20 protein-coding genes and 1 riboswitch are annotated in these 20,511 nt (G+C 74.0%); of the genes, 13 read left to right on the forward strand and 7 right to left on the reverse strand.

Going from position 1 to position 20,511, the window contains the following annotated elements; translation table 11 throughout:
- Positions 1 to 34: 34 nt before the first annotated feature.
- Both LG324_RS01875 and LG324_RS01880 read right to left on the reverse strand, forming a co-directional pair.
- Positions 35 to 1,594: a DEAD/DEAH box helicase gene (locus tag LG324_RS01875; RefSeq protein ID WP_404351343.1), complete on the reverse strand. Its 1,560-nt coding sequence runs from the start codon at positions 1,592 to 1,594 to the stop codon at positions 35 to 37.
- Between the two features lie 252 nt (positions 1,595 to 1,846).
- The gene (locus LG324_RS01880; RefSeq protein ID WP_404351345.1) at positions 1,847 to 2,794 is read right to left on the reverse strand and encodes an ROK family protein; all 948 of its coding nucleotides are present in this window, start codon (positions 2,792 to 2,794) and stop codon (positions 1,847 to 1,849) included.
- A gap of 90 nt (positions 2,795 to 2,884) precedes the next feature.
- Between LG324_RS01880 and LG324_RS01885 the strand changes: the two genes are divergently transcribed.
- The 4 genes from LG324_RS01885 to LG324_RS01900 all read left to right on the forward strand — a co-directional run bounded on the left by LG324_RS01885 (position 2,885) and on the right by LG324_RS01900 (position 6,967).
- Positions 2,885 to 3,691, forward strand: coding sequence for a DeoR/GlpR family DNA-binding transcription regulator (locus LG324_RS01885; RefSeq protein WP_036829115.1), 807 nt, complete (start codon positions 2,885 to 2,887; stop codon positions 3,689 to 3,691).
- Between the two features lie 224 nt (positions 3,692 to 3,915).
- Complete coding sequence (locus tag LG324_RS01890; protein ID WP_404351348.1) at positions 3,916 to 5,175, forward strand: extracellular solute-binding protein; 1,260 nt, start codon at positions 3,916 to 3,918, stop codon at positions 5,173 to 5,175.
- Between the two features lie 5 nt (positions 5,176 to 5,180).
- Positions 5,181 to 6,146, forward strand: a complete 966-nt coding sequence (locus LG324_RS01895; protein ID WP_404351351.1) for a carbohydrate ABC transporter permease — start codon at positions 5,181 to 5,183, stop codon at positions 6,144 to 6,146.
- On the forward strand, positions 6,143 to 6,967 hold the full coding sequence (locus LG324_RS01900) for a carbohydrate ABC transporter permease (protein WP_030527193.1): 825 nt from the start codon (positions 6,143 to 6,145) through the stop codon (positions 6,965 to 6,967). The genes LG324_RS01895 and LG324_RS01900 overlap by 4 nt, the downstream gene beginning before the upstream one ends.
- 152 nt (positions 6,968 to 7,119) lie before the next feature.
- Here LG324_RS01900 and LG324_RS01905 read toward each other — a convergent pair whose 3' ends face one another.
- The gene (locus LG324_RS01905; RefSeq protein WP_404351353.1) at positions 7,120 to 7,827 is read right to left on the reverse strand and encodes a M50 family metallopeptidase; all 708 of its coding nucleotides are present in this window, start codon (positions 7,825 to 7,827) and stop codon (positions 7,120 to 7,122) included.
- Positions 7,828 to 7,923: 96 nt separating this feature from the next.
- Here LG324_RS01905 and LG324_RS01910 point away from each other — a divergent pair, with 96 nt between their 5' ends.
- From LG324_RS01910 to LG324_RS01920, 3 genes are all read left to right on the forward strand, one after another.
- A complete protein-coding gene (locus LG324_RS01910; RefSeq protein WP_404351356.1) occupies positions 7,924 to 8,847 on the forward strand; it encodes an N-acetylglucosamine-6-phosphate deacetylase in 924 nt (307 codons plus the stop codon).
- A gap of 87 nt (positions 8,848 to 8,934) precedes the next feature.
- Positions 8,935 to 9,600 (forward strand): LON peptidase substrate-binding domain-containing protein, encoded by a 666-nt coding sequence (locus tag LG324_RS01915; protein ID WP_404351359.1) that lies wholly within the window; start codon positions 8,935 to 8,937, stop codon positions 9,598 to 9,600.
- 29 nt (positions 9,601 to 9,629) lie between these two features.
- A complete protein-coding gene (locus tag LG324_RS01920) occupies positions 9,630 to 9,911 on the forward strand; it encodes a MazG nucleotide pyrophosphohydrolase domain-containing protein (protein WP_030527189.1) in 282 nt (93 codons plus the stop codon).
- 34 nt (positions 9,912 to 9,945) lie between these two features.
- Here LG324_RS01920 and LG324_RS01925 read toward each other — a convergent pair whose 3' ends face one another.
- Positions 9,946 to 10,644 (reverse strand): dienelactone hydrolase family protein, encoded by a 699-nt coding sequence (locus LG324_RS01925; RefSeq protein ID WP_404351362.1) that lies wholly within the window; start codon positions 10,642 to 10,644, stop codon positions 9,946 to 9,948.
- Positions 10,645 to 10,798: 154 nt separating this feature from the next.
- Positions 10,799 to 11,566, reverse strand: coding sequence for a fructosamine kinase family protein (locus tag LG324_RS01930; RefSeq protein ID WP_030527187.1), 768 nt, complete (start codon positions 11,564 to 11,566; stop codon positions 10,799 to 10,801).
- Between the two features lie 93 nt (positions 11,567 to 11,659).
- Between LG324_RS01930 and LG324_RS01935 the strand changes: the two genes are divergently transcribed.
- From LG324_RS01935 to LG324_RS01950, 4 genes are read left to right on the forward strand one after another with little or no spacing between them, the layout of a single operon-like run.
- Positions 11,660 to 12,433: a GAF and ANTAR domain-containing protein gene (locus LG324_RS01935; RefSeq protein WP_404351365.1), complete on the forward strand. Its 774-nt coding sequence runs from the start codon at positions 11,660 to 11,662 to the stop codon at positions 12,431 to 12,433.
- Positions 12,434 to 12,456: 23 nt separating this feature from the next.
- Entirely contained in the window at positions 12,457 to 13,608 is a 1,152-nt protein-coding gene (locus tag LG324_RS01940) for an App1 family protein (RefSeq protein ID WP_084696599.1), read from the forward strand.
- Positions 13,609 to 13,645: 37 nt separating this feature from the next.
- The gene (locus LG324_RS01945; protein WP_404351368.1) at positions 13,646 to 14,506 is read left to right on the forward strand and encodes an Fpg/Nei family DNA glycosylase; all 861 of its coding nucleotides are present in this window, start codon (positions 13,646 to 13,648) and stop codon (positions 14,504 to 14,506) included.
- 49 nt (positions 14,507 to 14,555) lie between these two features.
- A complete protein-coding gene (locus LG324_RS01950) occupies positions 14,556 to 14,894 on the forward strand; it encodes a rhodanese-like domain-containing protein (protein WP_404351371.1) in 339 nt (112 codons plus the stop codon).
- An 82-nt stretch (positions 14,895 to 14,976) separates the two neighbouring features.
- Here the strand turns inward: LG324_RS01950 and LG324_RS01955 are convergent, their stop codons facing one another.
- The gene (locus LG324_RS01955; RefSeq protein ID WP_030527182.1) at positions 14,977 to 15,291 is read right to left on the reverse strand and encodes a multidrug efflux SMR transporter; all 315 of its coding nucleotides are present in this window, start codon (positions 15,289 to 15,291) and stop codon (positions 14,977 to 14,979) included.
- Positions 15,292 to 15,301: 10 nt separating this feature from the next.
- A riboswitch (guanidine-III (ykkC-III) riboswitch) is annotated at positions 15,302 to 15,367 on the reverse strand.
- Between the two features lie 259 nt (positions 15,368 to 15,626).
- Between LG324_RS01955 and LG324_RS01960 the strand changes: the two genes are divergently transcribed.
- A complete protein-coding gene (locus LG324_RS01960) occupies positions 15,627 to 17,282 on the forward strand; it encodes an alkaline phosphatase D family protein (RefSeq protein WP_404351373.1) in 1,656 nt (551 codons plus the stop codon).
- A gap of 96 nt (positions 17,283 to 17,378) precedes the next feature.
- On the opposite strand, the gene LG324_RS01965 is transcribed toward LG324_RS01960, so the two are convergent.
- A complete protein-coding gene (locus tag LG324_RS01965) occupies positions 17,379 to 18,944 on the reverse strand; it encodes a M20/M25/M40 family metallo-hydrolase (RefSeq protein ID WP_404351376.1) in 1,566 nt (521 codons plus the stop codon).
- 299 nt (positions 18,945 to 19,243) lie between these two features.
- Here LG324_RS01965 and LG324_RS01970 point away from each other — a divergent pair, with 299 nt between their 5' ends.
- Positions 19,244 to 20,458, forward strand: coding sequence for an ATP-binding protein (locus LG324_RS01970; protein ID WP_404351379.1), 1,215 nt, complete (start codon positions 19,244 to 19,246; stop codon positions 20,456 to 20,458).
- Positions 20,459 to 20,511: the final 53 nt, after the last annotated feature.

Below are 20,511 nucleotides of genomic sequence, written 5' to 3' on the forward strand. Positions count from 1 at the left end.
GGCCCGGGGGTCCGGTCGTGAACGGGGGTCTCGCTCAGGCGCCGCGGCGCGGGCGCGCGCTCTGCGAGAAGGACGCCGCCGAGCCGCCGGAGCGGCCCCCGGCCGAGCCGGCGCCCGAGGACGCGCGGCGCGGGCCCGAGCGGGTCGGACGGCCGGAGGACTGACCGGCGGAGCGCGCCTGGCCCTGGCCGCGGCCGCCGCCCTGCCCGCCGCGGGCGGAGCCGGAGCCCTGCCCACCGCGGGACGGGCCGCCACCCTGGCCCCCGCGGGAGGGGCCGGAGCCCTGGCGGCCTGCGGGGCGACCGGAGCGCGACCCGGCGCCGGACCCGCCACGACCACCGGAGGCGCCACGACCACCGGAGCGCGAGCCGGAGCCGTTCCGACCCCCGTCGGCCGCCGGCGCGAGGACGAGACCGCCCTCGACGAAGGTCCGCTCACCCGGCGCGAGCCGGCTGAGCATCGGGTGCTTCGCGTCCACCCGCGTCGTCGTCGGCTTGACCCCGGCCTTGCGGGTGAGGTCACGGACGTCGCGCACCTGGTCGTCGGTCATCAGCGTGACGACGGTGCCGGACGCGCCGGCCCGGGCGGTGCGCCCGGAGCGGTGCAGGTACGCCTTGTGCTCGACCGGCGGGTCGGCGTGGATGACGAGGGCGACCTCGTCGACGTGGATGCCGCGGGCGGCGATGTCGGTGGCGACGAGCGTCTTCGCGGTGCCGGAGTGGAAGGCCTCCATCGTCCGGGTGCGCGCGCCCTGGCTGAGGTTGCCGTGCAGCTCGACCGCCGCGACCCCGGCCGCGTTGAGCTGCTTGGCCAGCTTCTTCGCGCGGTGCTTGGTGCGGGTGAACACGACGGTGCGCCCGGGGGCGGCGGTGAGGTCGACGAGCACCGGCAGGTGGTCGGCGGTGCCGACGTGCAGCACGTGATGCTCCATGGTCGCGACGGGCGACTGCGCGGAGTCGGCCTCGTGGGTCACCGGCTCGTGCAGGTAGCGCCGGGCGATGACGCCGATGCCGGCGTCGAGCGTGGCGGAGAACAGCATCCGCTGGCCGCGCGGCGGCGTCGCGTCGAGCAGGCGCCGGACCTGCGGGAGGAAGCCGAGGTCGGCCATGTGGTCGGCCTCGTCGATGACGGTGACCTCGACGGCGTCGAGGGACACGTGGCCCTGGCCGATGAGGTCCTCGAGGCGCCCGGGGCAGGCGACGACGACGTCGACGCCCTTGCGCAGCGCGGTGACCTGCGGGTTCTGGCCGACCCCGCCGAAGACGGTGCGCGAGGTGAGGCCGAGGGCGCTCGCCAGCGGCGTCATCGCGTCCTCGATCTGGGTCGCGAGCTCGCGGGTCGGGGCGAGGACGAGGGCGCGGGGGCGCTTGGGCTGGCGTCGGGTCCGGCTCTGCGAGAGGCGGGTCAGCAGCGGGAGCAGGAAGGCGACGGTCTTGCCGGAGCCGGTCCGGCCGCGGCCGAGCACGTCACGGCCGGCGATCGAGTCCGGCAGCGTCGCGGCCTGGATGGGGGTGGGGGTCGTGATGCCGCCGGAGGCGAGCACGTCGACGAGGGTGGACGGCACGCCGAGCGCGCCGAAGGAGGAGGTGGTCACGAAGGGGGTCTCCCGGGAGTGGGCGTCGCCGGTCCGCGGACGGCAGCGACGGGGCTGGATGTTCTGCCGGGCGGGGCTCTGGGGCCGCGGCTCAGGGTGATGCGGACCGGGTCCGTCACACAGGCATCGACATCGGAGAGAACGTTGGGCCCGAGGCAGAACTGGGCGGGCCGCTGGTGACCAGTCTACCGGTCGCGGGGCGGTCCCCCCGACCACCGGGGCCCCGCAGGACCGTCGGGAGGACGCTGCGGGTCAGGCGGTCCCGGGCAGGTGGGCCGCCCCGATGGCGCCCGCCCAGTCGCCGAGCTCGGCCCGCACGACCTCGAGCGCGTCGTCGGGGCCGCGCAGGTGCAGGGCGGCGCGCAGGGGGTCGAGCAGGACCGGGCCGGCCTGGGCCATCCCGCCGCCGACGACGACGCGCCGCGTGCCGGCGGACGCGACCACCGGTGCGAGCGTGCCCGCGAGGACCTCGATGGCGTCGCTCCAGATGCGTTGTGCGACAGCATCGCCGGCGGCCACGGCCTCGGCGACGGTGCGCGCGTCACCCTCCCGGCCGGCCTCCCGCCACCGGTGGCCGACGGCTCCGGCGCCGGTGAGCGCCTCGAGGCACCCGCTGCGCCCGCAGCCGCACCGCGGACCGGCCGGGTCGACGACGACGTGCCCCAGCTCCCCGGACCAGGACGAGCCGCGGACGACGCGACCGGCGGTCATGAGGGCGACGGCGACGCCCGTGCCGAGCGGGACGAAGAGGACGTCGTCGACCCCGCGGGCCGCTCCGAGCAGGTGCTCCCCGAGCAGCCCGGCCCGCACGTCGTGGCCGACCGCCACCCGTCCGGGCACCCGCCCGCGGAGGGCGCCGAGGAGGTCGAGGTCGCGCCACCCGAGGTTCGCCGACCACTCGGCGACGCCCCGGCGCTCGTCGACGAGCCCGGGGACGACGACCCCGACCCTCGACGGCGTCGCGCCCGCGAGCCCGTCCCCGGCGGCGACGGCGAGCAGCCGGTCGACGCCGCCGGCGACGACGTCGCCGAAGCGAGCCGCGAGCCCCTCCGGCGTCGGCTGGACGTGTCGCGCCACGACCGAACCCTGCTGCACGAGAACGGTCTTGATGCGCGTCCCGCCGATGTCGACGCCGACGGCGAGGTCGCCCCCGTCGACGGCAGGACCGCCGTCCGCGGGGGTCGGGCCGGGAGTGCTCAAGGGATCCTCCGCGTGCGCGAATGCGATGGGTTGGCGGGCCGATCGAGCATAGACGGACGCGGGCCGCCGGGCGCGCCCTACGATGACCGCGTGAGCGACGAGGCCAACGGCACCCGCACGCCGACCTCGCGGTGGGCCGCCGTCCTCGACCTGCTCGCCACCCGGGGGCGGCTCTCGGTGACCGAGACCTCGCGTGAGCTCGGCGTCTCGGAGGCCACGGTACGGCGTGACTTCACCGAGCTCGCCCGCCGGCAGCTCGTGACGCGCCACCACGGCGGGGTCGTCGCGACCGCGGTCGCCTACGAGCTCCCCTACCGCTACCGCGTGAGCCAGACCGACGAGGGCATCGACCGGATCGCCGCCCGCGCGGCCGCGCTGGTCGGCCCCGGGGAGGTCGTCGCCCTCAACGGCGGGACCACGACGACGGCCACGGCGCGCGCCCTGACCTCCCGCGAGGACCTCGTCGGCGAGGACGGCCCGGCGCTCACCCTCGTGACCAACGCGCTCAACATCGCGGCCGAGGCCGTCCTGCGCCCCCACGTGCAGTGCGTCTCGCTCGGTGGCGTCGCCCGGCCGGAGTCCTACGAGGTGACCGGTCCGCTGGCGGCCCAGGTCATCCAGCAGCTCTGGTTCGACGTCGCGGTCGTCGGGGTCAACGCGCTCTCGGCGGCCGAGGGGGCGACCTGCCGGTTCGAGGACGAGGCCGCGGTCGTGCGCGCGATGGTCGAGCGCTCGCGACGGGTCGTCGTCGTCGCCGGGGCGGCCAAGCTCGGCGAGCGCACCTTCGCGGCCATCTGCCCGGCGGAGCGCATCGGCACGCTCGTGACGACCGCCGACGAGGCCGCCCCGGAGGTCGCCGCGCTGCGCGAGCGGGGCGTCGAGGTGCTCTGCGTCTGACCGCGACGCCGCCCCGGTGGCCGACCCGCGCGCGGTGCTGTTCACTGCTCGGGACAGCAGCCGCGACATCCGCCACGGATGAGCGTTCGTGATCGCTTCGTTTACCTATCGCTCACAAACGTGCGCGTGTGTACAGTGGCAGGCGCCCGGGCCGGCGGGTGGTCACGAGCCACGCGGCGGGCAGGGCGGCACGCCGGACCTCCGGCTTCTCGACGAGGAGAGCGATGAGCAGCACGCGACGACACATCATGCTGGCCGCGACCGCGGTGACGGGGGCCATGGTGCTCTCGGCCTGCGGGGGCGGCACGGGGGCCGGGCAGGCCGCCGGGGGCTCGGGGGACGGCGAGAAGGCCACCTCGATCACCCTCATGGCCGCCGAGTACTCCAAGGACAACACCAAGGCGTTCTGGGACGCCTTCGCGAAGGAGTACAAGAGCAAGTACGGGTACACCCTCAACGTCAACGTCGTCAGCTGGGACAACATCGACCAGCAGTCCTCGACGATGATCCAGAACAACCAGCCGCCGGACATTCTCAACCTCAACGCGTACGCCAGCTACGCCAAGGACGGCCTGCTCTACGACGCCGACGCGGTGCTGCCGTCCGAGGTGAAGTCCGACATCCTGCCGACGTTCGTCCAGTACGGCACGTACGACGGCAAGTTCTACGGCTTCCCGGACCTCTCCAGCGCCCGCGCGCTCTTCTACAACAAGACCCTCTTCGACGAGGCCGGCATCAGCGCGCCCCCCACCACCTGGGCCGAGCTCGAGGCCGACGCCAAGAAGGTCAAGGACGCGACCGGCGACGCCGGTTACGCGATGCCGCTCGGGCCGGAGGAGGCCCAGGGCGAGTTCTCGATGTGGCTGTTCAACAACGGCGGCGACTGGAAGAGCGACGGCTCCTGGTCGATCAACTCGGACAAGAACGTCGAGACGCTGACCTTCCTCAAGAAGCTCGCCGACGAGAAGCTCACCCAGTCCAACCCGGCCCGCACCAACCGCGCCGACGCCTTCGACCTCTTCAAGTCCGGCAAGGCCGGGATGGTCGTCGGCTTCAGCCCGCTCGCGGCTGCGCTCGACGCCGACAAGACCGTCGACTACGGCGTCGCGCCGTTCCCCTCCAACGACGGTTCCGAGAGCAAGACCTTCGGCGTCACCGACTACCTCATGGCGTTCAAGAAGAGCGGCAACCAGGACGCGGTCAAGGCGTTCTACGAGCTCTACTACGACAAGGACCAGATCAACACGTTCATCGAGAAGGAGGGCTTCCTCCCGGTGACGACCTCGGGCCTGGAGTACTTCCAGAAGGACGACGCGCTCAAGGTCTACCTCGATACCCTGCCGAACGCGCGGCTCACCCCGACCGACGACCCGACGTGGGACAAGGTCAAGCTCGCCGTCCAGCAGAACCTCGGCGCCGCGATGACCGAGGACCCGAAGTCGGTCCTCGACAAGCTGCAGCAGTCGGCCGAGGCGGAGAGCTGACCGACGTGACGACGACCGACGACGTCCAGGCGCCGTCGGCCCGCACCACCCCCGGCGGTCCGCGCGCTCGACGCCGGACCGCCGGGGTCGGTCGGGTCAGCGCGCCGGTCGCGCTGATCTGGCTGGCGCCCGCCATCGCGCTCATCGTCGGCGTGGTGTTCTACCCGGCCGTCATGCTCTTCCGCGCCTCGCGCTCGGAGTACTCGATCACCGGGCTCTACAAGGGCTCGGCCGGCTGGGACAACTACAGCAAGGTGCTGGCCTACCCGGACCTGCCGGTCGTCCTCAAGAACACCGTCGTCTGGGTCGTCGCCGTCGTCGCCATCACGATCGTCCTCTCGCTGGCCCTCGCCCAGCTGCTCGTCAAGGACTTCCCCGGCCGGCGCTTCGTGCGCTGGGCGGTCATCGTGCCGTGGGCGGCTTCGCTCGTCATCACGAGCCAGCTGTTCGTCCTGCTCTACGACAGCAACTACGGGCTCATCAACCACGTGCTGACCGGGCTGCACCTCATCGACGAGCCGATCAGCTTCCTCGGCGACGACCGCTTCACGATGGCCTCGATGATCGTCGTCGGCGTCTTCGTCTCGCTGCCCTTCACGATCTTCGTCTTCATCGCGGGCCTGGCCGCCATCCCGACCGACGTCATGGAGGCCGCCGAGGTCGACGGCGCCTCGCCGTGGCAGCGCTGGCGGCAGATCACCTTCCCGCTGCTCCGACCGGCGATGCTCATCGCGACCGTGCTCAACACGATCTACGTGTTCAACAGCTTCCCGATCATCTACACGCTCAACGACCGCAACCCGGGCTTCACGCACGACACCCTCATCACGTTCATGTACAAGCTCGCGTTCAAGAGCCAGGAGAAGGACGTGGGGATGTCGGCCGCGACCGGCGTGCTCAACGTGGCGATCATCCTGCTCGTCGTCCTCGTCTACCTCAAGGTCGTCAACTGGCGGGAGGAGACCCGATGACGACGACCCGCCGGCCCCGGCTCGTCGCGTTCACCGCGGCCGTCGTCGCGCTCGTCTTCCTCGCGCCGTACGTCGTCATGGTGCTCGACAGCCTCCGCACGAGCACCGACGTCAAGACGACCCCGCCGTCGTTCCTCCCGCGGGTGTGGCAGTGGGACACCTACGCCACCGTCATCGGCGACGGCCGGTTCCCGCACTGGCTGCTCACGTCGCTCATCGTGTCGGTCGGGGCGACCGCCGTCGTCGTGCTCGTGGCCGTCCCGGCGGCGTACATGACGGCGCGGCACCGCTTCCCGGGTCGCGGGGTCTTCCTGCTCGTCGTCCTCGTGACGCAGATGTTCGCGCCCACCTCGCTCGTCGTCGGCCTCTACCGGCAGTTCTTCGAGCTGAACATGATCAACACCTACGGCGCGCTGATCATCACGAACGCGGCGTTCAACCTGGCCTTCGCCATCTGGATCCTCCACGGGTTCTTCTCCTCGATCCCGGTCGAGGTCGAGGAGGCGGCCGCGCTCGACGGCGTCGGCCGGGTCGGGATGCTCCGGCGCATCATGCTGCCGCTGACCCTGCCCGGGCTCGTCACCGCGACGATCTTCACGTTCATCGCGGCGTGGAACGAGTACGTCGTCGCGCTGACGCTGATGATCGACGACGACAAGAAGCCGCTGACCGTCGGCTTCCGGTCCTACGTCACCGGCTACGAGCAGAACTGGGACCAGCTGTTCGCGGCGTCGGTCATCGCGGTCGTGCCGGTCGTCATCCTCTTCGCGGTCATCGAGAAGCACCTCGTCGGCGGCCTGACCGCCGGCTCCGTCAAGTAGCCCTCCCCCCATTCCCGACTTCTTGCGAGTTGAGCCGCTCGACACGCCGTCCGCACGGCGTGTCGGCGGCGGAACTCGCAAGAAGTCGGGTGGATGGTCGGCGCGGCGCGGCGCGGCGCGGCGCGGCGCGGGTCGGACGGTGCGTGCCGCCGTCAGGTGCGGAGGGCGGGGACGACGGTGCCGGCGAGCACCCAGGTCGACGCCCCGAGGACGAGCACGAAGCTCAGCAGCCAGAGCACGCGCGGCACGCGGGTCAGCTGCGCGAGGACGGCGGGGTCGCTCGTGCCGGGGTCGCGCGCGCCGGCCACGGCCGCGAGGTGGCGCCACGCGCCGACGACGAGGACGAGCCCCACCCCGACGAGCACCTGTGCCTGCACCCGGACCGCGCCCGACCACCACAGCCACGCGGTGAGCGCCCCGACGACGAGGACGACGAGCACCGTCAGCGCCGACCGCGACCGGACGAACGCGACGAGCAGGACGACGAGGACGGCCGCGAGCACCGGTGCGGCCCAGCCGCGCACGGCCAGCCAGGCCAGCGCGGCACCGACCACGGCGGGCGCCGGGTAGCCGGCCCACGTCGTCGCGACCCGACCGGGGCCGCGCGCCGGCCCGACCGTCACCGCGTGCCCCGACATGTCCCCCCGCAGGACGAACCCGGTGAACCGGCGGCCGCACAGCATCCCGACGACGGCGTGCCCGAGCTCGTGGACGAGCGTCACGCCGAGCCGCAGCACGGACCAGACCGGCCCCACCCCGACGGCGACCAGCGCCGCGACGAGCACGACGAGGAGCGGCCGGCCGGAGAGGGCGACCTCCCCCACCGGCTGCACCCGCTGCCACACCTGCCCGACGTCCACGGTCACGGACCGTAACGGCCGCACCTGTGCCCCCGGTGGGAGGGCCCGGCCGGGAGCCCCGGTGGGACGGCCCGGGCGGCCGGTAGCGTCGGGGAGGTGACCGGCCTCGTCGACATCCACTGCCACGGCGCCGCGGGCGCCGAGCTCGGCCTCGCGACCGACGGCTCCCGGGCCGCAGCCGCCCACCACCGCGCCGACGGGGTCGAGCACCTCGTCGCGAGCCTGGTCTCGGCACCGTTCGACGACCTCGTGGCGCGGGTCGCGACGCTCGGTCCGCTCGTCGCGGACGGCACGCTGGCGGGCATCCACCTCGAGGGGCCCTTCCTCGCGCACGGCCGTCGCGGCGCCCACGACCCCGCCGCGCTGGCCGACCCCGAGCCCGCGCTCGTCGAGCGGCTCGCGGAGGCCGCGGCGCTCACCGGGGCACCGGACGCCCTGCGGCAGATGACGCTCGCCCCCGAGCTGTCCGGCGCCGACCGGCTGGTGCGCGCCCTCGTCGAGCACGGGGTCCGCCCGGCCGTCGGGCACACCGAGGCCGACGCCGCCCTGACCGCGCGCACCCTCGCCGCCGTCGCCGACCTCCAGGGCGCCCCGGCGCTCGTCACCCACCTCTTCAACGGGATGGCGCCGATGCACCACCGGGCCGGTGGACCGGTCGCGGCCGCCCTCGCCGCCGCGGCCCGGGGCGACGCCGTCGTCGAGCTCATCGCCGACGGCGTGCACGTGGCCCCCGAGGTCGTCCGGATGGTCTTCGAGACGGTTGGGCCGCAGAGCATCGCCCTCGTCTCCGACGCCATGGCCGCGACGGGCCTCGGCGACGGCCGGTACCGGCTCGGCGGCCTCGAGGTCGAGGTCACCGGGGGGACGGCGCGCACGACCGACACCGGCTCGATCGCCGGCAGCACCTCGACCCTCGCCGGGTGCGTCCGCTGGTGCCTCGAGGTGGTCGGGCTGCCCGAGGACGACGTGCTCACCGCCGCGACGAGCACTCCCGCGCGCGCCCTGGGCCTCCTCGTCTGACGAGCCGCCGGTCGGCGCTTCGACCCGTCACCCGAAGGGGTGCGGATGCATCGCGTGCGCAGGTCGACGCGTGCCTACAGTTGGGGCATGGAGACGCTGCCGATCTTCCCCCTGGGCGGGGTCCTCCTGCCCGGCGGCCGGATGCCGCTGCAGCTCTTCGAGCCGCGCTACCTCGACCTCGCCCAGCGGCTGGCCGACGAGCCCGAGGGCGAGCGGCGCTTCGGCATCGTCCGGATCCGGCAGGGGCACGAGGTCGGCGAGGGCGCGGCCACCGACCTGCACGAGATCGGCTGCGAGGCGGTCGTCGACGCGATGGCCATCGCGCAGGGCTCGGCCGGTGCGGTCGTGCACCTCGTGGCGCGTGGTGGGCGACGCTTCCGGCTCGACGCCATCGACGAGGGCGCGGGCACCTCGTTCCTCACCGGTCGTGTCTCGTGGCTGCTCGAGCCGGCGGCCGCGACGGACCCCGACCTGCGGGCGCTCGCCGCCCGGGTGCTCGCCGCGCACGCGGCCTACCTCGAGGCGCTCGGGGCCACTGCGGACCCGGTCGAGGGGCGGCCGGTCGACCTCGCCTACCGCATCGTCGAGCGGATGGTGCTCGAGCCGGGCGACCGCCAGCGGGTCCTCGACTCCGCCGACGCGGTGACCCGCCTGCGGCTCGTGCTGGGCCTGCTGACGCGCGAGACGGCCATCGTCCAGCGCTTCCGCGCCGTCCCGACGCCGACCGACCTCGGCGGGGCGTCCCTCAACTGAGGGTCGGGCCGCCTCGTAGGCTGCCGGGCATGGACCTCGGCCACCTCCAGCGCGTCATCGAGCAGACCTACGGTGAGCGCGACCGCGAGCGCGGGGTGCCGAGCACCGTGGCCTGGCTCGCGGAGGAGGTGGGGGAGCTCGCACAGGCGGTCCGCAAGGGGACGGCCGCGCAGCGCGAGCACGAGTTCGCCGACGTCGTCGCGTGGGTGGCGTCGCTCGCGAACCAGACGGGGGTCGACCTCGACGCGGCGCTGGCGCGCTACGCCGACGGCTGCCCGAAGTGCCACGCGATGCCCTGCGCCTGCGCCTGACCCGCATCCCCCCGGCGGCTGCCGGCCGGTCGGGTCAGCCGGTGGGCAGCGTCCGGGCGAGGAACTCCTCGGTCCGCGCCCAGGCGGCGGCCGACGCGTCGGCGTCGTGGTTGACGAAGTCGTCGTTGTCGAAGGCGTGGTCGGCGCCGGGGTAGGTGACGACCTCGGCCGGGGCGTCCCCGCCGGTCACCCGCTCGGTGATGCGCTCGACGACGTCCATCGGCAGGTAGGCGTCGGACTCGCCGAAGACGTGGAGCGAGGGCGTCGACACCGACGGCACGGCGTCGACGAGCTGCGGCAGCGCCGAGCCGTAGAACGAGACGAGCGCATCGGCCGGCTCGCCGGCGACGACGGCGTAGCCGAGCCCGCCGCCGAAGCAGAAGCCGACCACGCCGGCGCCGCCGGTCACGGTCTCGTCGTCGCGCAGGGCCCGCAGCGCCTGGGTCGAGTCGGCGACGGCGGCGTCCCAGTCGAGCCGGCCGAGCAGCCCCATCGCCTCCTCGAGCATCGACGGCCCGTTCGGCACGTCGGAGACCCCGAGCCGCCAGAAGACCTCGGGGGCCAGCACGACGTACCCGAGGGCGGCGAGGTCCTCGGCGCGCCGGCGGATGTAGGGGCTGATGCCGAAGATCTCCTGGAGCAGCAGGACGCCGGGGCCGGTGCCGCTCTCGGGGAGCCAGCGGTGGGCCGGCATCGTGCCGTCGGGGAGGGTGACGTCGACGCGCTCGCTCATCGGGTCAGTATGTCCGTGCCCGCTGTGTCGTGCAGGAACCGTCGAAGGTGTCGTTCCCCGTCCGTGCCCAGGGCGCGGGACGGGGTGTGCAGGAACCGTCGAATGTGTCGATTTCCGTACGTCGCGTCCGCGGGACGAGGGATGCGGGGCGCGGTCAGGCGTAGCGGCGCGCGGCGTCGAGCGCCTGCCGGACGTAGCCGCCGCCGAAGAGCACCGCGTGGAGCAGCAGCGGGTGGACCTGGTGCAGCAGCACCCGCTCCCGCCAGCCGTCGGCGAGCGGGGCCGCCTCGTCGTACGCCGCGAGGAGGCGTTCGAGGCCGGGGGCGCCGAAGAGCGCGAGCATCGCGAGGTCGCCCTCGCGGTGGCCACCGTGCGCGGCCGGGTCGATGAGGACCGCTCCGTCGCGGGTCCACACGACGTTGCCCGACCAGAGGTCGCCGTGGATGCGCGCGGGCTCGTCCGGGGTGTCGAGGGCGCCGGACGCCAGGCGCTCGGCCAGCCGCTCGAGGAGTGCCACGGCGTCGTCGTCGAAGGTCCCGCGCTCGCGGCCCAGCCGGGCCAGGGGCAGCACGCGGGCCTGCGCGTGGAAGGCACCCCAGGTGTCCCACCGGCCGAGCACCAGCGGCAGGGGCTCGCTCAGCGGGCCGAGCCAGCCGTCGCCCTCCCAGCCCTCCGGCGCGCAGCCCCAGGCCGGGGCGCCGGCCGCGTGCAGCGTCGCGAGCCCGCGGCCCAGCTCCTCGGCGGCCGTCGGCGTCGCCGGAGCGGCGTCGAGCAGCGGCAGCTCGAGGTGGTGCGGCCCGTCGTCGAGGACCTCGGCGACGGCGGCGCCGCGCGCGGCCGCGAGCCAGCGCAGCCCGGCGGCCTCCCAGGCGAAGTAGCCCGCGGGCGCCGTGGTCGAGGTCTTCCGGTACCGGCGCGGCATGCGTCCCATCGTGGCACTCGCGGCGCCCCCGACGTGCAGCCGCTCGGTATCCTGCACGTCGAGCAGACCGGGTGACCTCGGAGGATTCCCCTGATGACGAACACGTTGACCGTCCCACCGCCGGAGAACGAGGACACCGACCAGACCGCACTCCTGGCCCGGCTGACCGATGAGGTCAGCGGGGTCCTGGAGTCGATGGGCGAGCTGTCGGACTACCTCGAGCGCGTCGTCCACGCCGTGCGCCGCGCCGTCGACGGCTGCGACGAGGTCGGGGTGACCATCCTGTCCAAGGACCGGCCGCACACCGCCGCCTACACGACCGTCCAGACCCTCGAGATCGACGCGGTCCAGTACGCGCTCGACGAGGGGCCGTGCCTCGAGGCCGCCCGCACCCGCGAGGAGCAGCTCGTCGTCGACCTCTGCTCGGACGACGGGCGCTGGCCGCTCTTCGCGCAGGCCTCCCGCGAGGACGGCCTGCGCAGCCTGTACGCCGTCCCGCTGGTCAGCGGTGACCAGTGCGTCGGGGCGCTCAACCTCTACGCCTGGGCCACGGACGCCTTCGACGGGTTCGACGCCGCGCTCGTCCGGGTCGCCGCGAGCCGGTGCGCCGACGCGGTCGTCGCCGTCACCGCTCTCGACGGGATGCGCGAGCTCGCCGGCCAGCTCGAGCAGGCGATGGCCAGCCGCGCCGTCATCGAGCAGGCGAAGGGCGTCATCATGGCGATGCGGGGGGTGCCCGAGCACGACGCGTTCGAGATCCTGCGCAAGACCTCCCAGGACCGCAACGTCAAGGTGCGGCTCCTCGCCGAGGACGTCGTCGCGGGTGTCCTGCGCGGCAGTGCCGACCCGGGTGGTGGGGGCGCCTGATCGGCGTGTCCTAGAGTCGGGTCATGGCGCGTCCCCACGCGGCAGCCCTCGTCGAGGATGCCTACACGAGCCGCAAGGCGCGGTTCCTCGAGGCGCGCGGCTGGGTGACCCGGATCGTGCCCTCGACGGGCTACGGCAGCTCGTCGCAGCTGCGCGTGTTCGGGCGCGTCATCCACACCCGGGGGCGTCCCGAGGACGAGCCGACTGAGCCGACGTACGCCGCGCGCCTGCGCGCCGTCGAGCTCGAGACCCGGGGCTGGAAGGCCTTCTTCGCCACGCCCGCGGTCGAGGAGCCGGTGACGGTGCGGGTCAACGAGCGCCTGGTCAGCACGCGCACCGACCGGGGCGGGTTCATCGACCTCGTCATCCGCGGGCACGGCCTGACCCCCGGCTGGCACCAGGTGTTCCTCTCCTCGCCCCGGGCCGAGACCATCGACGTGCCGGTGCTCGTCGTCGGGTCGCAGGTGACGCACGGGATCATCTCCGACATCGACGACACGGTGCTGTCGACCTCGCTGCCGCGCCCGATGATCGCCGCCTGGAACACGTTCCTGCGCTCCGAGGGCGCCCGGCGCCCGGTGGCGGGGATGGCCACGATGTACCGCGAGCTGCTCGCCGCGCACCCCGAGGCGCCGGTCGTCTACCTCTCGACGGGCGCGTGGAACACCGCGCCGCAGCTGACCCGCTTCCTGCAGCGCAACGGCTACCCGGCGGGTCCGATGCTGCTCACCGACTGGGGCCCGACGAACACCGGCTGGTTCCGGTCCGGGCAGGAGCACAAGCGCGCGCAGCTGCACCGCCTGGCCCGTGAGCTGCCGAACGTGCGCTGGCTCCTCATCGGTGACGACGGCCAGCACGACCCGCGCCTCTACACCGACTTCGCGGCGGCGCGACCGGACCGGGTGCGCGGCATCGCGATCCGCGAGCTGACCGCGGGCCAGCAGGTGCTCTCGCACGTCATCCCGATGGCCACGGACGACATCGCGCCGGCCCCGACCGAGCGGCTCGAGGTGCCGGTGGTGCGCGGCCCCGACGGCTACGAGCTGTCCCGTCGCGTCCGGGGGCTGTGGGAGGGCGGGGTGCCGCAGCGCACGCTGCGCGAGTACGCCTCCACCGTCGTCACCTCGTCCGAGGACCCGCCGGCCTACGTCGTCGAGGACCCGGACGAGCGCTGACCTCCCCCGCGTCGGTGGTGGACGGTAGCGTCGGGCCATGCCCGAGCTGCCCGAGGTGCAGGCGCTGGCCGACTTCCTGGCCCAGCGCACCGACGGGCTCGTCGTCACCGGCGTCGAGCTCGGGAGCTTCCACGTGCTCAAGACCTTCACGCCGCCGCCCGACGCCCTCGTCGGCGCCCCGGTCGACGGGGTGTCGCGGCACGGCAAGTTCCTCGACCTCGACTGCGGCGGCACGCACCTCGTCTTCCACCTCGCGCGGGCCGGCTGGCTGCGCTGGTCCGACGCGATGCCGGCGACGGTGCTGCGGCCGGGCAAGTCGCCGATCGCGCTGCGGGTGCGGTTCGACGACGCGTCGGGCTTCGACCTCACCGAGGCCGGCACCCAGAAGCGCCTCGCCGCCTACGTCGTCAACCGCGTCGAGGACGTGCCGGGCATCGTCTCGCTCGGGCCCGACCCGCTCGCCGACGAGTTCACGCAGGAGGTCTTCGCGGGCATCCTCGCGGAGCACCGGATGCAGGTGAAGGGGCTGCTGCGCGACCAGTCGATCATCGCCGGGGTCGGCAACGCCTACTCCGACGAGGTGCTGCACGTCGCGAAGCTGTCGCCGTTCGCGATCGCGGCGAAGCTCGACGCCGAGCAGGTGACCCGCCTGTACACGGCGCTGCGCGAGACCCTCGCCCACGCGGTGGCGACCGCGTCCGGCAAGCCGGCGAAGGAGCTCAAGGACGCCAAGCGGGCGGGGATGCGGGTGCACGGCCGCACCGGCGAGACCTGCCCCGAGTGCGGCGACGTCGTCCGGGAGGTCTCGTTCGCCGACTCCTCGCTCCAGTACTGCGCCACGTGCCAGACCGGCGGCAAGCCCCTCGCCGACCGGCGCACGAGCAAGTTCCTCAAGTAGCGCGGACGCGACCGCCGGCGCCGGCCGGGCCGTGCGCGATGCTGGGGGCATGAGCGAGTTCCCCGACGTGCCGGTCTCCGCGGTCCCCGACGACGCGACCTTCCTCGACATCCGCGAGCAGGACGAGTGGGACCGCGGCCACGCCCCCGGCGCCGTCCACATCCCGATGGCCGAGCTGCCGCAGCGCCTCGACGAGCTCGCGCCCTTCCTCGACCGCGACGAGCCCCTCGTCGTCACCTGCCGCTCCGGCGGTCGCGTCTCGCGGGTGCTGCCGTGGCTCGCGCAGCAGGGCTACGAGGTGGCCAACCTCGAGGGCGGGATGCGCGCCTGGCACGCGCAGGGCCGCCCGATGGAGGCCGCCGGCGGCGCGGAGCCCCAGGTCCCCTGACCCCCCGCCCGATCGCGTGCTACACCGCAGTCACTGCCGCTGTGACGACACGTACTGCGGTGTAGCCCGGCACGGAGGCGGGTCAGGAGACGAGCTTGAGGCCGACGACGCAACCGACGATGCCGAGCACGAGCAGGACCCGCAGCAGCGAGACCGGCTCCTCGCCCGTCGCCATCGCGACGGACACGGTGAGCACGGCGCCGATACCGACCCACACCGCGTAGGCGGTGCCGACGGGCAGCTCGCGCATCGCCCAGCCGAGTCCGCCCATGCTCGCGGCGAGCGCGACGACGAAGACGACGGCGGGGACCGGACGGCTCAGGCCCTCGGACCGGCCGAGGGCGGTGGCCCAGACGGCCTCGAGGACACCGGAGAGGACGAGGACGACCCACGACATGACGTGCTCCTGCGGGCCGTCTTGTCGCGTCACCGGGTACGGCGCCCATCGTCCGGGAGCCCGTGCGGGGCTCTGCCGCCACTGTCGCACGCCCCGTCCGCCGGGGCAAACCCGTGTCGATGGTCTCGTCTGTGACTCTCTAGCTCTTCCACTAGACGAAGCCAGACGCGGGCATCGACGGGTGGCACCGCGGTCGCCGGCTCGCTCTTGACGCTCCCCTGACCCGGGCCGGGTGAGCCGCAGGGGCACCGGCCACCCCGGGGTCACGGACCCTTCACGCACCCCTCGTGCCGTGCTCCCCCGCCGGTTGCCCACCGGCGGCGAGGGTGGCGGCCATGACCACGACAGCCTCCCGCCGGACCCTCCTGCGCGTCGGGGCGGTCGCCGCCGCCGGCGCCGCCATGTCCACCGCCGCCCTGCGCGCCGACGCCCGCCCCACCGCGGCCGCCCCGACGCCGCGCACCGACCCCTTCACGCTCGGCGTCGCCTCGGGCGACCCCTCCCCGGACGGCTTCGTCCTCTGGACGCGGCTGGCCGTCGAGCCGCTGGCCGCCGACGGCCTCGGCGGGATGCCGGACCGCACCTTCGTCGTCGGCTGGCAGGTCGCCCGGGACGAGGACTTCCGTCAGGTCGTGCGCTCCGGCGTGGTCCCGGCCCGGGCCACCAGTGCGCACGCCGTCCACGTCGAGGTCGGCGGCCTGCTGCCCGGCCGGGAGTACTTCTACCGCTTCCGCCTCGGGCGCTTCGTCACCCGCACCGGCCGCGCGACGACCGCCCCCGCGCCCTGGCAGTCGCCGACGTCGCTGACGATGGCCTTCGCCTCCTGCTCCAACCTGCCGGCGGGGTACTTCACGGCGTACGGGCACCTCGCCGACGAGCGGCCCGACCTCGTGCTCCACCTCGGGGACTACCAGTACGAGGGCGCCGGGGACGGCATCGGACGGCACCACGCCGGCCCGGAGACGACGACGCTCGCGGGCTACCGGCAGCGCCTGGCGCAGTACAAGACCGACCCCGACCTCCAGGCGGCGCACGCCGCCGCCCCGTGGCTCGCGGTCTGGGACGACCACGAGGTCGACAACAACTACGCCGACGACGTGCCCGAGAAGGTTTCGGAGACACCGGGGTTCCTGGACCGGCGGGCTGCCGCCTACCGCGCCTACTACGAGAACATGCCGCTGCGCCGCACCTCCGTGCCGCGCGGGCCGGACCTGCAGCTGTTCCGGCGGGTGGGCTGGGGCTCACTCGCGACGTTCCACATGCTCGACACGCGGCAGTACCGGTCCGACCAGGCGTGCGGCGACGGCTACAAGGACTGCCCGGAGGCCGCCGACCCGCAGCGCTCGCTGCCGGGGCACGCGCAGGAGCGCTGGCTGCTCGACGGGTTCCGCCGCTCGCGCGCCCGCTGGGACCTGCTCGGGCAGCAGGTCTTCTTCGGCCGCCGTGACAACGACCCCGGCGCCGCGACGACCGTCTCGATGGACGCCTGGGACGGCTACCCCGCCTCGCGCGAGCGGGTGACCCGCGGCTGGGTCGACGCGGGCGTGCGCAACCCGGTCGTCCTCACGGGCGACGTGCACGCGCACTGGGCCTCCGACCTGTTCCTCGAGGGGGACGACAGCCGGGTGGTCGGGTCCGAGCTCGTCACCTCGTCGATCACGTCGGGCGGCGACGGGTACGACGAGGCCGACGGCACGCACCCGTGGGCCGCGTGGAACCCGAACCTCCGGTTCTGGACCAACCTGCGGGGCTACGTCAGCACGACGATCACCCGGGACGAGCTGACCGCGCGCTTCCGGTGCGTCCCGGTCGTCACCACCCCCGGAGCGGAGGCCTTCACCCGCGCGACCTTCGTCCTCGGCGACCGGGAGCGGGGGCTCGTCCAGGTGCAGGACGCCCCGATGGCGAGCGCCGTGGCCCGCGGCACGGCACGCTCGGACGCGGACAAGGTCGCCGACACCGTCCGCGAGGAGACGCACGGCGGCAGCTGACCGCTGCGATTCGGGCTCCGACACAGGCGGACCCGCCCCGCATCGCCCCGGTCGTGGGGGGGTGGGGGGCGGGTCCCTGTACGTGGTGGGTCGGCGTCAGGCGCGGAAGCCGTCGAAGACCCGGTACATGAAGTCCGTGCCGCGCTCGAGGGCCTCGACGTAGATCCGCTCGTCGTTGCCGTGCATCCCGATGAGCTGGTCGTTGTCGATCACGTACGGGTAGACGCCGTACCCGGGGATGCCGCGCTCGCGCCACGGCCCGAGGCTCGTCCCGGCCTCGAAGAGCGCCGGCGAGAAGACGGCCTTCGGGTAGGTGCGCTTCGCCGCCCGCTCGATCGCGTCGTAGAGCGGGGTGTCGAGCGACGCCGGCGCGGTGGCCCACGTCTCGTCGAGCTGGTCGAGGTAGTCGGCCTCGCTGACACCCTCGGGCGCCCCCAGACGGACCTCGATGTCCTTGCCGCGCAACGTCCGACGCAGCCGCGCCACGAAGTCACGCGGCTTCTCGCCACCGGGGATGCCCCGGCAGTTGACGCGCACGTGCGCCTCGGACGGGATGACGTTCTCCTTGTACCCCGCGTCCTCGATGACGAAGGCGGTCGTCGTGCGCAGCAGCGCCGAGTGGAGGTAGGGGTAGTCGGAGTACCGGACGACGAGCGTGGCGGCCCGCTCGCGGACCTTCGTGCTGCGGGTGCCGAGCATCAGCCGGATCGCGTTCGCGAACCGGCGGTCGTCGGTGGCCCGGGCGAGGGCGGAGAAGTACTCGCGGGTGACCTTCGTGAGGTGCACCGGGGCGAGGTCGTCGCCGATGTCCGCGACCGCCCGCGACAGCGAGACGATCGCGTTGTCCGGGATGGGCTTCGACGAGTGCGTCGCGGTGCCGGAGGCGTAGAGGTCGAGGTTGAAGTAGACCTTGTCCTGGCGGGTGACCGTCACGAGCATCGGCGTCGTGCCGTTGGACTGTGCGAGGAACCAGCCGCCCTCGGTCAGCACCATCCCGGCGTCGAGCTTGTCCCAGTGCTTCTCGGCGAGCCAGCCGGAGCCGTAGCTGCCGGCCTCCTCGTCGCAGTCGGTGAGGACGATGATGTCGCGCTCGAACCGGTGCCCCTCCTGGACGTGCCGCAGCAGCCCGGCGATGGACGCCGCGTTGGCGCCCTTCATGTCGAGTGCGCCACGGCCGTAGATCTCGCCGCCCTTCACCACGGCGGCGAAGGGGTCGACCGACCAGTTCTCGCGCTCGACGGGCACGACGTCGGAGTGGCCGAGCAGGAGCAGCGGCCGCGCCGAGGTGGTCCCCTTGATCCGCGCGATGAGGTGGACGTTGTCCGGCTGGGGGGTCGGGATGATCTCGGAGCGGACGCCGGCGGCGTCCCAGACGCCGCGCAGCCACTGCGCGTGCGCCCGGGTCTTGCCGCCCTCACCGAAGTTCTGGGTGTCGAAGGAGATCATCCGGCGCAGGAGCGCGAGCGGGGTCGGGGCGGTCGCGGCGGGCAGGCCGGCGACCGGTCGGGCCACGGCCCCGCTCCCGCTGACGAGGCCGGTGGCCGCGAGGGTCGCGGCGCCACCGGCGCCCGCGAGGAGGGCGCGTCGCCCGAGGAGGCGGCGGGCGGTGTCGCCGTCGGTGGGGGTGGTGTCGGCTGGTCCGGTCGATGGGTGGTCGGTCATCGTCGTGGTCCTCACGTCATTGTGTGGTGGATGTCGTTGTGCGGTGGATGTCGCTGTGTGGTGGATGTCGCTGTGTGGTGGTCCCGGGGCGCCCCGACTGTTTCCCCGGGTCCGGGGGTGACCCACGGGTAGGCCCGGCGTCGTCGACGAACGGTCCCCGCGGTGGTGCGAGCGGTCGGGCGACCTCCGCGGCGGGGTGACATGGGCGGGCCATGTCACCCTGGCGCGTCGGCGGCGACACGATCGGGGCGTCTGCGGATGTATCGGGTCAGGGCTAGAGATGCCCATACGGTGTGATCGTGGACCCGATCCGGAACCCCTACGCCCCCGGCGCCGGCCAGCGGCCGCCCGAGCTCGCCGGTCGCGACGAGCAGCTGGACGCCTTCGACGTCGTCCTCGAGCGGGTGGCCCGGGGCCGTCCCGAGCGCTCGGTGGTCCTCACCGGCCTGCGCGGCGTGGGCAAGACCGTCCTGCTCAACGCCCTGCGCTCGGCCGCGGTGCGGGCGGGGTGGGGCACCGGCAAGCTCGAGGCGCGGCCCGACCAGTCGCTGCGTCGGCCGCTGTCGTCGGCCCTGCACCAGGCGGTGCGCGAGCTCGGGCCGGCGGGCGGTGCCGGGGACCACGCGCTCGGGGTGATCCGGTCCTTCGCCCAGCGCGAGCCGGAGTCGGGCCGCTCGGCCCGGTCGGCCCCCAAGCTGCGCGACCGCTGGAACCCGGGCATCACCGTGCCCGCGGTCGCCGGGCGCGCCGACTCGGGCGACGTCGAGATCGACCTCGTCGAGCTGCTGTCCGACCTCGGGGGGACGGCAGCCGACACCGGCCGCGGCATCGCCGTCTTCATCGACGAGATGCAGGACCTCGGGCCCGAGGACGTGTCGGCCCTCTGCGCGGCCGCGCACGAGATCAGCCAGACCGGGCTGCCGCTCATCGTCGTCGGCGCCGGGCTGCCGCACCTCCCGGCGGTCCTGTCGGCCTCGAAGTCGTACTCCGAGCGGTTGTTCCGGTACTCGCGCATTGACCGGCTCGACCACGACGCGGCGGACGCGGCGCTCGTGCGGCCGGCGGCCGACGAGGGGGCGGAATACGAGCCGGACGCGCTCGCGGCGATGTACCTCGCGACCGGCGGGTACCCCTACTTCATCCAGGCCTACGGGAAGGCGGTGTGGGACAGGGCACCCGGCTCGCCCATCACGCCGGCCGACGTCGAGGTCGCGGCGCCGGAGGCCGAGGCCGAGCTGGCGGTCGGGTTCTTCGGGTCGCGGTTCGAGCGGGCGACGCCCGGTGAGCGCGAGTACCTGCGGGCGATGGCGGAGGTCGCCGCCGCGGCCGGGGGCACCGACGACGCCGACGCCGTCCCGACCGCGGACGTCGCGGCGCACCTCGGGCGCAAGCCCCAGTCGCTCTCGCCGGCCCGCGACGCGCTGCTCAAGAAGGGCCTCATCTACTCCGGCGAGCGGGGGCTCATCGCCTTCACCGTGCCGCACTTCGGGCGGTACCTGCGCGACCACACCTGATCCGGGCACGCGCGGGCGGGCGTGCAGCAATCGTCACATTCGTCGATTTCTGC

Origin of the sequence: Phycicoccus jejuensis, from assembly GCF_044797865.1 — a bacterium.
Taxonomy (GTDB): Bacteria; Actinomycetota; Actinomycetes; order Actinomycetales; family Dermatophilaceae; genus Phycicoccus; species Phycicoccus jejuensis.

Excerpts from the sequence above, each read along its gene's own strand:
- LG324_RS01945 (WP_404351368.1), top strand. The coding sequence starts at position 13,646 with ATGCCCGAGCTGCCCGAGGTGCAGGCGCTGGCCGACTTCCTGGCCCAG.
- LG324_RS01935 (WP_404351365.1), top strand. The coding sequence starts at position 11,660 with ATGACGAACACGTTGACCGTCCCACCGCCGGAGAACGAGGACACCGAC.
- LG324_RS01930 (WP_030527187.1), bottom strand. The coding sequence starts at position 11,566 with ATGCCGCGCCGGTACCGGAAGACCTCGACCACGGCGCCCGCGGGCTAC.
- LG324_RS01950 (WP_404351371.1), top strand. The coding sequence starts at position 14,556 with ATGAGCGAGTTCCCCGACGTGCCGGTCTCCGCGGTCCCCGACGACGCG.
- LG324_RS01940 (WP_084696599.1), top strand. The coding sequence starts at position 12,457 with ATGGCGCGTCCCCACGCGGCAGCCCTCGTCGAGGATGCCTACACGAGC.
- LG324_RS01900 (WP_030527193.1), top strand. The coding sequence starts at position 6,143 with ATGACGACGACCCGCCGGCCCCGGCTCGTCGCGTTCACCGCGGCCGTC.
- LG324_RS01925 (WP_404351362.1), bottom strand. The coding sequence starts at position 10,644 with ATGAGCGAGCGCGTCGACGTCACCCTCCCCGACGGCACGATGCCGGCC.
- LG324_RS01960 (WP_404351373.1), top strand. The coding sequence starts at position 15,627 with ATGACCACGACAGCCTCCCGCCGGACCCTCCTGCGCGTCGGGGCGGTC.
- LG324_RS01915 (WP_404351359.1), top strand. The coding sequence starts at position 8,935 with ATGGAGACGCTGCCGATCTTCCCCCTGGGCGGGGTCCTCCTGCCCGGC.
- LG324_RS01890 (WP_404351348.1), top strand. The coding sequence starts at position 3,916 with ATGAGCAGCACGCGACGACACATCATGCTGGCCGCGACCGCGGTGACG.
- LG324_RS01965 (WP_404351376.1), bottom strand. The coding sequence starts at position 18,944 with ATGACCGACCACCCATCGACCGGACCAGCCGACACCACCCCCACCGAC.
- LG324_RS01955 (WP_030527182.1), bottom strand. The coding sequence starts at position 15,291 with ATGTCGTGGGTCGTCCTCGTCCTCTCCGGTGTCCTCGAGGCCGTCTGG.
- LG324_RS01920 (WP_030527189.1), top strand. The coding sequence starts at position 9,630 with ATGGACCTCGGCCACCTCCAGCGCGTCATCGAGCAGACCTACGGTGAG.